Here is a 13,868-nt window from a genome sequence, read left to right as displayed (position 1 = left end):
TCCGCGGCGGGTATGTCGGTGGCCTCCGGTGCTGTGCTCACGACGAGATCTCCCAGCACTCGGCGGCGAAGAAGCCCGCCACGGCCCGGCCTACGGTGTCCCGGTCGGTCCCGAAGGCCCGTATCACGCCGAGGTAGTCGCGGTTGGTGCGGTAGTGCGGGTGCCGGGTGCCGACCGTGCGCAGCGGCCGGTAGGCGAGCCGTACGCCGTCCACCGTCCGGTCCGCGGCCTCCGGCGCCGCGGTGAGCGTCCCGGCCCGGTCGGCGAGGGCGTACTCCACCCGGGCGGCGCCGTCCGTGCGGGCACCCAGGTCCGCGGGCAGCGGTTCGCCCAGATGGGTCCGCAGGATGTGCTCGAACAGCGGGATGTCCAGGACCTGCGCGAGCAGCAGATCGCACTGGTCGCCGATGGCCCGGTAGTTGACCTCGATGAGCCGCGCCCGGCCCCGATCCACCACGAACTCGGTGTGGCAGGCGCCGAACCCGACGCCCAGCGCGTCGAGCTGGGCCAGCACCTGGGCGGTCACGCCCTCCGGGTGCGCCGCCACGAACTCGTGCCGCTCCTCGATGAAGGTCGGCGGCGCGGAGATCACCGAGTGGAATCCGCCCAGGACATGAAGCCGCTCGCCGTCGCCGAGCGTCTCCAGGGTGTACAGCTCGCCGGCCAGGAACTCCTCGGCGACCAGCGCCGCCTCCGGGCGCCGGGCCCGGATCTCCCCGGCCCGCGCCACCAGCTCCCCGGACCCCTCGGCCAGCACGACGTCCTCGCTGGCCACGCCCTCGCGGGGTTTGACCACACAGGGATAGGGCAGCTCGGCGGCGGCCAGTACGGCCGGGTCCTGGTCGGGGGCGAGCTCCACGGACCGTACGGCGTCGACTCCGGCGGCCGCGAGATGGCGTCGCATCTCGGCCTTGTTCTTGGCGCGCAGCGCGGCCCGCCAGTCCTTGCCGGGCAGCCCGAAGTACTCGGCGGCCAGCGCCGCCTGGGTCTGCAGGTGGTCGCTGTTGGTGAAGATCGCGTCGGCCCGGTGGTGCCCGGCTACGCGGGTGATGACGGCGCGGAAGTCATGGACGTCGCACTCCAGGACCTCGGTCTGCGGGCAGCGGCTCCGGTGCGCATCGGGCTGGTCGGTCAGGACCGTGACGTCGAGACCGAGGCGCGCGGCGGCGGGGAGGAAGCCATCGGTGACCGAATCGGTGGGGTTGAGGGCGAGCAGGTACATCCGCATGAGCGGGACCCCTTCGGGATCAAGGGTGTTCGGGAGCAAGGGTGGTGCGGGGACGGCCGGAGACCTGCGGTACCCTACGGAGGGAACCAACTACTCTCCGTAATCGTTGCTGGTGGATAGGAGAGGCGCCGCGAGGCAGCGGACGGAAGGTGCCCGCCGCAGCCCCGCGGGACAGCCCCGCGGGACAGCCCCGCGGGACAGTCCGAGAGCGGCTCTCACGGAAGGCCCCGAGAGCAGCGCACACGGAAGGCCCCGAGGGCAGCGCATGGAAAGCTCCGGGAGCAGCTCGTCGGCAGCTCCGGAACGGCCCCGCGGGCGACTCCCCTGACGGCCGGTCAGCCCTTCGGCAGCGGCACGCCGGTGGCCTTCGCCACGTCGGCGAGCATGTGCTCGGCGGCCTGGATGCCGATGCCGGACATCCAGGTCTCGTCCGGTACGTCGAAGACCTTGTGCTTCTTGACGGCGGGCAGGGCCTTCCAGACCGGGTTGGACGTGACGTCCTTCTGCTGGGTCTTGTCCGGCTCGTCCGCGACGGTGACGAAGACCATGTCGGCCTGGGCCTTGTCGATCTCCTCCGGGCTGACGTCGAGCATGGTCTTCGCCGGGTCGGTGGAGCTCTGCGACGCGGGACGGGCCAGGCCGATGTCGTCCAGGACGACACCGCTGTAGGAGGACTTCTGGTAGAGGCGGGTCGGCCCGGCGACGAAGCGGACGACGGAGGCCGACGGCATCTTGCCGTGGTACTTCTTCTTGATCTCCGCGCCCAGCGCCTTGGCGCGGCTCTCGTACTCCTCGAGCTTCTCGCCGGCTTCCTTCTCCAGACCCAGGGCCTTGGCGTGGACCTTCAGATTGGCCTTCCAGGGGCCGCCGGTGGTCTCGGTGAAGACGGTCGGCGCGATGGCCTTGAGCTTGTCGTAGACCTTCCCGTGCCGGACCTTGGAGGACAGGATCAGGTCGGGCTTCAGCGCAATGATCTTCTCGAGGTTCGGCTCCAGCAGCGGGCCGACGTCCTTGACGCCCTTGATCTCGTCCTTGAGGTAGGAGGGGAAGCCGCCCTCGGTCTTCATGTGCGGGGAGACCGCGCCGACCGGCTTGACGCCGAGCGTGGTGACGTCGTCGAGCTCGCCGGTGTCCAGTACGACCACGCGCTTGGGCTTGGCCGGGATCTGCACGTCGCCCATGGCGCTCTTGACGGTGCGCGGGAACGCGCCGCCGCCCTTCTTCGCGGAGTCGTCCCCGGCGGAGGAGCCGGAGCCGCCGCAGGCGGTGAGGGCGGTGGCCCCCAGGGCCACGGCGAGCAGCGCGGCGGGCAGTCGGCGGATGCCGTGGAGGGTGGGACTGGTGGTGACCATCAGCGTGGGACTTCCTTCGGGGGAGCGGAAAGGGAGGAGCTCGTGGGGGAGAGCGGTGGGGTCAGGCGGAGACGGCGGAACGCCGTTTCGCACTGCCCTTGGGGACGACCAGCGGGGTGCCGGTCTCGGGGTCGGGAATCACCCGGCAGTCGACGTCGAACACGGACTTGACCAGCTCCGCGTCGAGTACGTCCGCCGGAGCGCCGGCCGCGGCCAGCCGCCCGTCCTTCAGGACCACGAGATGATCCGCGTAACGGGCCGCCTGTCCGAGGTCGTGCAGCACCATCACCACGGTGCGGCCCGCCTCGGAGTGCAGCGCGGCGACCAGATCGAGGACATCGAGCTGGTGCCGCAGGTCGAGGAAGGTGGTGGGCTCGTCGAGCAGCAGCAGATCGGTGTCCTGGGCCAGCGCCAGGGCGATCCAGGCGCGCTGCCGCTGCCCGCCGGAGAGCTGGTCGACGGGCTGGTCGCGCAGGGCGGCGGTCCCGGTGCGCTCCAGTGCCTCGTCCACGGCCAGCTGGTCCTTCGCCGACCAGGGGCTGAGCAGCTTCTGGTGGGGGTAGCGGCCGAGCCGGACGAGCGCCTCGACGGTGATCGCGTCGGGGGTGACCGGCTGCTGCGGCAACAGCCCCATCCGCAGGGCGAGTGCCCGGGCCGGCATCCGGTGGATGTCCGCGCCGTCCAGGGCGACGCTGCCGGCGGCGGGTGTCAGCAGCCGGGTCAGACCCCGCAACAGCGTCGACTTGCCACAGGCGTTGGGACCCACGACGGCGGTGACGGCGCCGCCGGGCAGCACCAGATCGAGGCCGCCGACGATCAGTCGGTCGCCGTAGCGCAGATCGAGTCCGTGCGTGGAGAGCTGGTTGGCGGTCATCAAACACTCCTGTTCACGGAACTGCTCTGACGGAACATCAGCACCAGCAGCCAGGGCGCGCCGAGGGTGGCGGTGACCACCCCGACCGGCAGGCCGCTGACCGGCAGCAGATGCTGCGCCACCAGGTCGGAGGCGAGCAGCAGTACGGCACCGGCGAGGCCGGACAGCGCCAGCGTCCCGGCGGTGGGCGGGCCGGCCAGGTACCGCACCATGTGCGGGACGGCCAGCGCGACGAAGGCGACCGGGCCGGTGAGCGCGGCGGCCAGCGACGCCAGCACGATCGCGGTCACCAGGACCTGGAGGCGGGCGGTGTCGGTGTTCAGGCCGAGCGCACCGGCCGAGTCGTCGCCCAGGTCGAGGACGGTCAGTCGGCGGTGCAGCACGAAGGCGACGCCGAGCGCCACGGCCACCGCGGCACCGGCGGCGTCCACCTCGGTCCAGGTCCGGCCGTACACCGAGCCGGTGGTCCACTGGAGGGCGGAGCCCGCCAGTTCGGTGGGGAAGCGGACGACCATGAAGTTCACCGCGGCGGTGAGCCCGGCCTGCACGGCGAGGCCCACCAGCACCAGCCGGGTCACGCTGGTGCCCGAGCGCCAGCCGAGCGCTCCCAGCAGCAGGGCGGCGAGCAGCCCGCCGCCGAGGGCGGCCAGCGGCATCAGTGCCTGCGAGGCGCCGGCGGCCAGCATCGCCACCGCGCCGAACGAGGCGCCGCCGGTCACCCCCATCACATCGGGGGAGGCCAGCGGATTGCGGAACAGTCGCTGCAACAGCGCACCGGCCACCGCCAGTCCGGCCCCCGCGATCAGCGCGGCGGCCATCCGCGGGGCGCGGAACTCCTGGACGATCAGCACGGTCGCGGTGTCGCCCAGCCCGAACAGGCCGCCCAGGGCCTGGCCGGGCGGCAGCGGCATGTCGCCGGTGGACACCGACACGGTGACGAGGACGAACAGCGCCACGACGGTGGCGAGGGCGAGCAGCGGCGTGCGGCGTGCGGCGCGGCGGTGGGCGGGTGCGGCGGGCGGTTCGGTGACCTGCACGGTGTCGTTCATCGGGCCACCTTCCGGGCCAGCAGCGCCAGCAGTGGGGCGCCGAGGAACGCGCTGATGATGCCGACCTGCAGCTCCGAAGGCCGGATGACGAGCCGTCCGAGGATGTCGGCGGCGAGCAGCAGCAGCGGTCCGGCGATCAGGCAGCCGGGGACCACGATCCGGTGGTCGGAAGTGCGGAACAGCTGCCGCACGAGATGCGGTGCGGCCAGCCCGATGAAGGCGAGCGGGCCGGACACGGCGACGGCCGAGGCGGCGAGCAGGACCACGGCGAGGCCGCCGGCCAGCCGGATCTTCGTCACCGGCACGCCGAGTGCCTGCGCCGAATCGTCCCCCAGCGCCAGTGCGTTGAGCGCCGGGGTGATGGCCAGTGCGACGACCAGACCGATCACCAGCGTCGGCAGCACCGGCCAGAGCACCGACAGCGGGCGCTCGGCCAGCGAACCGGCCAGCCAGAAGCGGGCCTCGTCCAGCGACCGCTTGCTCGCCAGCATCACCGTCGACGTCCAGGACAGCAGGACGAGCTGGAGGACCGTGCCGCCCAGGGCGAGCCGCACCGGGTCGAGGTCGCCGGCCCGCCGGGCCAGTGCCTGGGCGAACACCGCGGCGGCCGCGGCGCCGGCGAAGGCGAACCAGATGTACTCGGCGGGGCGGGTCAGGTGCAGTGCGTAGATCGCGGTGACCACGGCGAAGCCGGCGCCGGCGTTGATGCCGAGGGTGGTGGGCGAGGCGAGGGGGTTGCGGGTGATGCCCTGGACGACGGCCCCGGCGACTCCCAGTGCCGCGCCGACCGCGAGCCCGACCAGGGTCCGCGGCAGCCGAAGCCCCGTCACCACCAGGGCTTCCCGTCCGTGTGCCGAGCCGGACAGCGCGTCGAGCACGGTGGACAGCGGTACGGACCGGGCTCCCAGTGCGAGGCTCAGCGCCGCACAGACCGTCAGCGCGGCGAGCCCGGCCATGAAGAGCGGGAGCTGCCGCCAGGCCCGCGCGGCCGGGCGGGGACCTGGCGAACCGGGCACGGGGGGAGCGGTGGCAGGTGGTTTGGTCGTCGACACGCGTCGTTACATTAGGTTAGGCATACCTAAATCTGCAAGTAGTGAGGCGGGAAACGGTCAACTATCCGTTTTGTCGGTGCGGTGGGCGGCAGGTGCCTGCGTTTCCAAGGTTCCTGATAGCGCCTCATGAGGCAAGTGCGATGTTGACTCGCTGAAAAAGTGTATCGATTGCACTTAGTGAGTGAGTGTGCTTTTCTGGATCCATGACCACTACCCCGCGTATCGCGATCATCGGCGGCGGCCCCGGCGGGCTGATCTGTGCCCGGGTCCTCCAGCGGCACGGCCTCCCGGTCACCGTCTTCGACCGCGACGCCTACGCCGAGGACCGTCCACAGGGCGGCACCCTCGACATGCAGGAGGGCACCGGCCGGGCGGCACTGCACGCGGCCGGCCTGGACGACGAGTTCCGGGCCGTCGCCCGCCCCGAGGGCCAGGAGATGCGCCTGCTGGACCACGGCGGCACCCTGCTCTTCCATCACACGCCCGCCCCCGACGAGCAGCGCAAGCCCGAGATCGACCGCGGCGAGCTGCGCCGCCTGCTGCTGGACTCCCTCGCCCCCGGCACCGTCCGCTGGGGCCACTACCTGCGCACCCTGCACCCGCGGGGCGACGGCACCCACACGGCGGAGTTCGACGGCGGCCGCACCGAGGTCTTCGACCTGGTCATCGGTGCCGACGGCGCCTGGTCCCGAGTGCGGCCGCTGCTCTCGGACGAGGTGCCCCACTACACGGGCGTCACCTTCGTCGAGACCGGCTGCGACGACGTCGACACCCGCCACCCCGCCCTCGCCGGACTCGTCGGCGACGGCGGCATGATGGCCTCGTACGCCAACCGGGCCCTGATCGCCCAGCGCAACGGCCACGGCCGCATCCGCGTCTACGCCGCCTTCCGCGGTTCGCAGGACTGGGCGCTGGAGCACGGCGTGGACGTGGCGGACCCCGAGGCGGTGCGCGCCGCGCTGCTGGCGCGCTTCGCCGGCTGGGACGACCGGCTCCTGGCGCTGCTGCGGGACACCGACGGCGGTTTCGTCGACCGGCCGCTGTACGCGCTGCCGGTGCCCCACACCTGGACCCACACCCCGGGCCTGACCCTGCTCGGCGACGCCGCGCACCTGATGGCGCCGTTCTCCGGCATGGGCGCCAACCTCGCGATGCTCGACGGCTGCGAACTCGCCCAATCCCTCGCCCGGCACGCCGGGTCGGACGAGGCGGTACGCGCCTATGAGGCCGTCATGCTGCCGCGCGCCGCGCGGGCGGCCGAGGGGGCCGCACGCGGCCTGGACAACGCGATCGCCGCCGACGCCCCGCAGGGCTCGCTGCGCCATCTGAGCCATCTGAGCCATCTGCGCCGCCGCTGACCGCCGCCACGCCGGGTGCGGGGACGCGTCCCGCCCGGCAGCCGTACCGGCCCGGCACTCCGGGCCGGCCGACCCAGAGAGTGAGTCCGACGTCATGACCCAGCCGACGCCCGGCCGCCGGGAACGCAAGAAGGCCCAGACCCGCAAGGCGCTGGCGGACGCCGCCCTTCGGCTCTTCCTGGAGCACGGTTACGACCAGGTGAGCGTCAAGGACGTCGCCGAGGCCGCCGACGTGTCGGTGACCACGCTGTTCAAGCACTTCAGCGGCAAGGAGGCGCTGGTCTTCGACCAGGACGGCGAGCGGGGCGAGGCGCTGGTCGCTGCGGTGCGCGACCGCGAGCCCGGCCGGACGGCCCTGGAGGGACTGCATGCGCATCTGCGGGCCTCGGTGCTCAAGGTCCACGATGCGCCGGAGTTCCGGACGTTCCGCGCGTTGATCGACGGGACGCCGGCGCTCAGGGACTACGCGCACCGGATGTGGATGCGGCACGAGGCGGCCCTGGCCGGCGCGCTGGCCGCGGAGGCGGGCACCGCCGAGGACGATGTGGCGGTCCGGGCGCTGGCCCACTACGCGCTTGCCGCGCCGCGGCTGGCGGGCGCCGCCGCCGACCCCGGGGCGGCCATGGACCGGATCTTCGTGCTCCTGCGGCGCGGCTGGGGTGACCAGGGGGTCTGAGGGGGCTCCCCGACGCGCCGATTACCCACTCTGCGGGCTCACTTGCGCCCTATTTGTGACGTCATCATTTTGTCACACGATCGGCTCCCTGGCCGTCGTTGCGTCGGCGAAATGATGATTCCTGGGCGTAATGTCCGCATCGCGCCAATGGGTGGCATTGCGCGTCAAGAACAGGAGAACCCTATGTCCACGTCCGACAACCTTGTGGTCCGAGGTAGGCAGCTGGCGGCCGGCGCGGGTGCGCTCACCGCGGCCCTCGCCCTCGGTGCGACGCTGCTCGCCGCGGCCCCGGCCCAGGCGGCGCCCCCCGCGCCGCCCCAGGGGTCCGCCAAGCCGTTCGGCGTCATCACCGCCAGCCACGGCCTGGCCCTCCGCCAGGACCCGAGCACGGACGCCCCCGTGCGCGGGTACATCCGTCACCAGTCCCGGATCGGCCTGCAGTGCAAGGTGCGCGCGCAGACCATCGCCGGGAACAGCATCTGGTACCTGGTCCGTGACACCAGGGACAGCTGGATCTCGGCGAAGCACGTGAACAACAGCGGATCCGTCAAGTTCTGCAAGGACATGCCGCACAACCACGTCCCGGTGGCCGCGGCGCCGAAGCGCAAGGTGAGCTGACCGGCCGGCGCAGCGGCCCGGTCCGGTACCGCACGGGTACCGGACCGGGCCTTTCGCGCGTCGACAGGCCCTTCCGTATTAGTGGAACAAGTTCTACTGTGCCCTTCGGTCCGGTGGCCGACGGGCCGTCAGGGGCCGCTGCGCGCCGTCGCGCCGGACGGCCGGACCGGACGAACTGGAGGGGCCGTGCACCTCGAATACACCCCCGCACAGCAGCAGTTGCGCGCCGAACTGCGGACGTACTTCGCCCAACTGGTGCCGGACAACGCCTACGCCCGCTACGCCGATCCCGCCGCCCAGAAGCGGTTCTACCGCGAGACGGTGCGCCGGCTGGGCTCCGACGGCTGGCTCGGGGTCGGCTGGCCCAGGGAGTACGGCGGTCGCGGTATGACGCCGATGGAACAGTTCATCTTCTTCGACGAGGCCGCGCAGGCGGGCGTGCCGCTGCCGCTGATGGCGCTGAACACCGTCGGACCGACGATCATGCAGTTCGGCACCGACGAACAGAAGACCTACTTCCTGCCCCGGATCCTCGCCGGCGAGATCGACTTCGCCATCGGCTACAGCGAACCGGACGCCGGTACCGACCTGGCGGCCCTCAAGACCCGCGCCGTGCGCACGGGCGACGAGGAGACCGGCCACTACACCGTCAACGGACAGAAGATCTGGACGACCAACGGCGACACCGCCGACTGGGTCTGGCTCGCGGTCCGCACCACCCCCGTGGAAGAGGGGGCCTCGCCGCACAAGGGCATCACCATGCTCCTGGTCCCCACCAGCGACCCGGGCTACTCCTGCACCCTCATCAACACCCTCGCCTCGCACGACACCACCGCCAGCCACTACGAGAACATCACCGTCCCCGCCGCCCGCCGCGTGGGCCAGGAGAACAAGGGCTGGCGGATCATCACCAACCAGCTCAACCACGAACGGGTCACCCTCGCCGCGCACGGCACCATGGCCATCCGGGCGCTGCACAACGTCCAGCGCTGGGCCGCCGGCACCAAGCTCGCCGACGGGCGCCGCGTCATCGACCTGGGCTGGGTACGCGGCCGGCTGGCCCGTGTCCACACCAGACTGGACGCCATGAAGCTGCTGAACTGGCAGATGGTCGACGCGCTCCAGCAGGGCACGCTCACCCCGCAGGACGCCTCCGCGGTCAAGGTCTACGGCTCCGAGGCCCGGCGGGACGCGTACGGCTGGCTGATGGAGATCGCCGGGGCCGCGGGACCGCTGAAGGAGGGCTCGGCCGGCGCGGTGCTGCACGGTGAATTGGAGCGCGGCTACCGCTCCGCCGTCATCTTCACCTTCGGCGGCGGCAACAATGAGATCCAGCGCGAGATCATCTCGTGGATCGGCCTCGGGATGCCGCGCGTACGGCGCTGACGACAGCGGGAGGTGCGGTGACGGCAGGCGACCCGGGGCTCTTCGGACCGCGTTCGGTGACCTGGCAGATGCACGGCGACCCCATGATGTGGATCGCGGGTGTCCGCGCGCTGTACCTCCAGGCGCTGCACCCGCGCGCGGTGGCCGGTGTCATGCAGAACTCCGACTTCCGGCGGGACGCCTGGGGGCGGCTGATGCGCACCGCCAACTTCGTCGGCACCCTGACCTACGGCACCACCGAGGCCGCCGAGCAGGCCGGCGCGAAGGTCCGCGGCATCCACCGCCGGCTGTCCGCAGCGGACCTCGCCACCGGCGAGCGCTTCCGCGTCGACGACCCGGACCTGCTGCTGTGGGTGCACTGCGCCGAGGTCGACTCCTATCTCCACGTCCTGCGCCGCTCCGGCTTCGCGCTGACCGGCGCCCAGGCCGACGCCTACCTGGACGAGCAGCGTGTCGGCGCCCGGCTCGTCGGCCTCGAACCGGAGGGCGTCCCCGGCGACCGCGCCGCGTTCGCCGCCTACTTCACCCGGGTACGGCCCGAGCTCGCGCTCACCCCCGGGGCGCGGCAGGTCGACGACTTCCTCCAAAGGCCACCGGCCCCCGCCCCGCTCGTCCCGGCCCGCGCCCTGCTCTGGCGGCAGGTGGCGCAGCTGGCCTACGGCGCCCTGCCGCCCTACGCCCACCGGCTGTACGGGCGCCCGGCGCCCCCCGAGGCCACCGTCACCCGCCGGCTGCGGGCCGCCGGCCGGCTCCTGCGGGCCGTTCCTCCCACACTCCGATGGCAGCTGCCGCCCCGGCACATCCTGCGCGCCGTCGCGCGGCTGGGCCCCGACACCCGCCCCGCGCCCTACAAGCTCCCCCGGTCCGCCGCCATACTGGACGGTCAGGAGGACCCGCAGGGGGAGCTGTACGACTGAACGCGGGGACGTGAACGGGGGCGGCGACAGGCGATGGCGGAAAACAGGCTGATCCAAGGGCGCTACCGGCTGCTCGACACCATCGGACGCGGCGGAATGGGTGAGGTCTGGCGGGCCCTGGACGAATCGCTCGGCCGCCAGGTCGCCGTCAAATGCCTCAAGCCCAGTACGGGACCGCGGCACGAACCGGGGTTCCTGGCGGTGCTGCGCGAGCGGTTCCGCCGCGAGGCGAGGGCCGCGGCCGGACTCCAGCACCGCGGCATCACCGTCGTCCACGACTTCGGCGAGGACGACGGCACGCTCTTCCTCGTCATGGAGCTGCTCAACGGACGCAACCTCAGCCAGCTGCTGGACGACAACGGGCGCCGGCCGCTGCCCGTCCCGGACGTCGTCGACATCGCCGAGCAGGTCGGCGCCGCGCTCGCCTACACCCATGCGCAGGCCGTGGTGCACCGCGACCTGAAACCGGCGAACATCGTGCGCACGGTCGACGGCACGGTCAAGATCTGCGACTTCGGCATCGCCCGGCTCGGGCACGACGTCGGCTTCACCGCCCGGCTGACCGGCACCGGCATCGCCATGGGCAGTCCGCACTACATGTCGCCCGAGCAGATCGGCGCGGACACCGTCGACCACCGCAGCGATCTGTACTCGCTCGGCTGTGTGCTGTACGAGATCGCCACCGGTGCCCCGCCGTTCGGCGACGGTGACGCCTGGGCGGTGCTCGTCGGCCATCGCGACACCGCACCGCAGCCACCGCGCAGGCGCCGCCCGGATCTGCCCGAGGCGTATGAGCGCATCGTCCTCGACCTGCTGGCCAAGGACCCGGACGACCGTCCCCAGGACGCCGACGAGCTGGTCAAACGCTGTGTCGACGCGCGTCTTGGACAGAGCGGACGGGCCGCCCCGGCGGCCGTCGGCGACACCGTGCCCGCCCGGCACCAGCCGTCTTGGACCCGCGGGATGACCGGCGGCTCCCCGGCGAGCGCGGCCCGCAGCCGGTTCCCGCACCCGGCCGAGCGGGCCACCGCCGTCCTCACCGGCACCTGGACCGGCGGCGGCGCCGGCCGGCGCCGCGAGGGCTCCCCGGCCGCCGGCCCCGCCCACCCCGCGCCGCCCGGTGAGGCCCCCGAGGCCCTCACCGCCCGCTTGGAGGCCGGCTTCGCGCTGGGCAGGCTCGGCCGGCACTTCGAGGCACACCAGGTCTGCGTCGCGGTGCTGGCCGGCCGGGAACGCGTCCTGGGCCCCGACCACCCCGACACGCTCAGTTGCCGCCACCACCTCGCCCTCGTCCTCGGCCGCCTGGGCCGGCTGGAGGACAGCTGCGCGATGGCCCGCGAGGTGGCCGGGGCACGCTCCCGGGTGCTCGGCGTCCGACACCCCGACACTCTCGCCACCCGCTACGAACTCGCCCATGTCATAGGCAGGTTGGGAAAGTGGGAGGAAGCGCTGCGGACCTACCGGGAGGTGGCCGCGGACCGTGCCGAGGCGCTCGGCCCCGACCACCCCGACACGCTCGCCGCCCGCTACGAGACGGGGATCGGCTTCGGCCGGCTGGGCCGCAGCGCCGATGCCCTGGAGCTCTACACCGACCTGGTGGCGGCCCGTACCCGCACCCAGGGCCCCGACGACCCCGAGACGCTGCGCGCCCGGCACGGCCTGGGCGTCAGCCTGGGGCGGCTGGACCGCTGGGAGGAGGCGCTGACCGAGGCCCGCGCCGTGGCCGCGGCGCGCCGGCGGGTGCTCGGCGCCGACCATCCCGACACCCTGGTCAGCCACCGGGAGATCGCCGTGGCGCTGGGCTGGCTCGGCAGATGGGCCGATGCCCTCGACCACTACCGCCGGGTCGCCGACGCCCGGGAACGCGTCCTGGGCGCCGGCGACCTGGACGCGCTGGCCAGCCGTACGGACGAGGCGCAGTGTCTGGAACAGCTCGGCCGGCCGGACGAGGCGGCCGCCCTCTACCGCCGGGTCGCCGACCTGCGCCAGGAGCGCGCCGCGCGGCGGTAGAGGACCGGCTGCCGGCTCAGCGCGCGGCGGCCCGGTAGAGCACGGTGCCGTGCGCCGGCACCTCCTGCGCCACGATGTCCCCGGTGCTGTGCCGGACGTCCTTGGTGACCAGGTTGCGCAGCGCGTACGAGGACGCCTGCGGCAGCCCCACCGCGGCGGCCGTGGTGGAGAGCGTGCGCGGACTGTCCCCGGAGTTGAACAGCGCGACGGCCCGTTGGCCGTTGTGGAGCTGCTTGGACATCACGGTGAAGCCGTCGTTCTGCTCGATGACCTTGCCCTGCCGGCCGAGCGGGTCCTGGTCGACGGCGATGATCTCCCGGTTGCCCAGCACCTCACGGGCCTCCGGCGAGAGCTCGCCGAGATCCGTGCTGGAGATCAGCGGGGCGGCCATCATCGCCCACAGCGACATCTGGCTCTGGATCTCGTGCCGGTTCAGGCCGGAGTCGCCCGCGAGCAGGAAGTCCGGGTCGTTCCAGCGGCCCGGGCGCTGAAGGCCGGAAAGTGCCGCGTTGTAGCGGAAGTTGTAGACGATGGACGACCACTTCGTGGCCGGGGTCTGCTGCTCCAGCGCGATGTCCCGGCCGCCCCGCCACAGGTTGCCGACCTGGGCCGACCAGTCGATCACCTGGTGCCAGACGCTGTCGCCGTCGTACTGGAAGTAGGCCGGCGCGGACACCGAGAAGGTGATGGGTCGGCCGGTGGCCCGCAGCGCCCGGCTCTGCTGCTCGTACACGTCGCGGTAGATCTGTTCCTTGGTGCGGCCCGCCGGGCGCGGCACGTTGCAGCCGTCGGCCTTGAGGTAGTCGACACCCCAGCCGGCGAACTGCCGGGCGTCCTGGGTGAAGTGGCCGTAGCTGCCGGGGTACTTCCCGCAGGTGAGGGTGCCGACGTCCTCGTAGATGCCGAACTTGAGCCCCATGCGGTGCAGTTCCTGCCCGATGTAGGCCATCCCGTGCGGGAATTTCTCCTTGTCCGGCACCAGCTCGCCCTGGGCGCCGCGCTGCTTGGCCATCCAGCAGTCGTCGACCGTGACGGTGTCGTACCCCTTCTTCGCGAGCCCGGTGCGCACCAGCGCCCGCGCGTTGTCCAGGACGACCTTCTCGTTGATGTCGCACATGTAGTACGACCAGTTGTTCCAGCCCATCGGGGGTGTCGGGGCCAGGTTCGGGTACGCGGCGGCACGCGGCCGGGCGGCGGTGCGGGTGGGGTCGGGCGCTGCGGAGGCGGGGGCGGTGGCCGCGAGCAGTCCGGCCGAGCAGGCGGCGACGGCGGTCAGTGCGGCGAAGGCGCGGCCGGTGCGGGATACCTGACGGTGGGACACGGGTCACCTCACGGGTGGGTGGGACGG

12 protein-coding genes are annotated in these 13,868 nt (G+C 72.6%); 6 read left to right on the top strand and 6 right to left on the bottom strand.

The genetic code is table 11. The features are described from left to right. Positions 1-37: 37 nt before the first annotated feature. The 5 genes from ACGFML_RS06240 to ACGFML_RS06220 form a co-directional block, all read right to left on the bottom strand. Positions 38-1,228 carry an acetyl-CoA carboxylase biotin carboxylase subunit family protein gene (locus ACGFML_RS06240; protein WP_393540601.1) on the bottom strand — a complete coding sequence of 397 codons (1,191 nt, stop codon included), beginning with the start codon at positions 1,226-1,228 and terminating at the stop codon, positions 38-40. 335 nt (positions 1,229-1,563) lie between these two features. Further along, positions 1,564-2,580, bottom strand: a complete 1,017-nt coding sequence (locus ACGFML_RS06235; protein ID WP_393540599.1) for an ABC transporter substrate-binding protein — start codon at positions 2,578-2,580, stop codon at positions 1,564-1,566. Positions 2,581-2,641: 61 nt separating this feature from the next. Beyond that, positions 2,642-3,454: an ABC transporter ATP-binding protein gene (locus tag ACGFML_RS06230; protein WP_393540596.1), complete on the bottom strand. Its 813-nt coding sequence runs from the start codon at positions 3,452-3,454 to the stop codon at positions 2,642-2,644. Next, complete coding sequence (locus ACGFML_RS06225; RefSeq protein WP_393540594.1) at positions 3,454-4,503, bottom strand: FecCD family ABC transporter permease; 1,050 nt, start codon at positions 4,501-4,503, stop codon at positions 3,454-3,456. Before ACGFML_RS06225 ends, ACGFML_RS06230 begins: the two co-directional genes overlap by 1 nt. Then, positions 4,500-5,459: a FecCD family ABC transporter permease gene (locus ACGFML_RS06220; RefSeq protein WP_393541656.1), complete on the bottom strand. Its 960-nt coding sequence runs from the start codon at positions 5,457-5,459 to the stop codon at positions 4,500-4,502. The genes ACGFML_RS06225 and ACGFML_RS06220 overlap by 4 nt, the downstream gene beginning before the upstream one ends. 299 nt (positions 5,460-5,758) lie before the next feature. Between ACGFML_RS06220 and ACGFML_RS06215 the strand changes: the two genes are divergently transcribed. From ACGFML_RS06215 to ACGFML_RS06190, 6 genes are all read left to right on the top strand, one after another. Next, positions 5,759-6,913: an FAD-dependent oxidoreductase gene (locus tag ACGFML_RS06215; protein WP_393540592.1), complete on the top strand. Its 1,155-nt coding sequence runs from the start codon at positions 5,759-5,761 to the stop codon at positions 6,911-6,913. Positions 6,914-7,007: 94 nt separating this feature from the next. Continuing rightward, positions 7,008-7,589 carry a TetR/AcrR family transcriptional regulator gene (locus tag ACGFML_RS06210; RefSeq protein WP_393540590.1) on the top strand — a complete coding sequence of 194 codons (582 nt, stop codon included), beginning with the start codon at positions 7,008-7,010 and terminating at the stop codon, positions 7,587-7,589. A 183-nt stretch (positions 7,590-7,772) separates the two neighbouring features. Continuing rightward, a complete protein-coding gene (locus ACGFML_RS06205) occupies positions 7,773-8,207 on the top strand; it encodes an SH3 domain-containing protein (protein WP_393540589.1) in 435 nt (144 codons plus the stop codon). Between the two features lie 186 nt (positions 8,208-8,393). Continuing rightward, positions 8,394-9,593, top strand: coding sequence for an acyl-CoA dehydrogenase family protein (locus ACGFML_RS06200; protein WP_393540587.1), 1,200 nt, complete (start codon positions 8,394-8,396; stop codon positions 9,591-9,593). Between the two features lie 68 nt (positions 9,594-9,661). Next, the gene (locus ACGFML_RS06195) at positions 9,662-10,510 is read left to right on the top strand and encodes an oxygenase MpaB family protein (RefSeq protein WP_393541655.1); all 849 of its coding nucleotides are present in this window, start codon (positions 9,662-9,664) and stop codon (positions 10,508-10,510) included. Positions 10,511-10,543: 33 nt separating this feature from the next. Then, entirely contained in the window at positions 10,544-12,520 is a 1,977-nt protein-coding gene (locus ACGFML_RS06190) for a tetratricopeptide repeat protein (RefSeq protein ID WP_393540585.1), read from the top strand. Positions 12,521-12,536: 16 nt separating this feature from the next. On the opposite strand, the gene ACGFML_RS06185 is transcribed toward ACGFML_RS06190, so the two are convergent. Further along, complete coding sequence (locus tag ACGFML_RS06185; protein ID WP_393540583.1) at positions 12,537-13,841, bottom strand: glycoside hydrolase family 27 protein; 1,305 nt, start codon at positions 13,839-13,841, stop codon at positions 12,537-12,539. Between the last annotated feature and the right edge of the window lie 27 nt (positions 13,842-13,868).

It is taken from the genome of Streptomyces sp. NPDC048650, assembly GCF_043199095.1.
In the GTDB taxonomy this organism is placed as follows: Bacteria; Actinomycetota; Actinomycetes; order Streptomycetales; family Streptomycetaceae; genus Streptomyces.
This window is presented reverse-complemented; position numbering and strand designations above follow the sequence as displayed.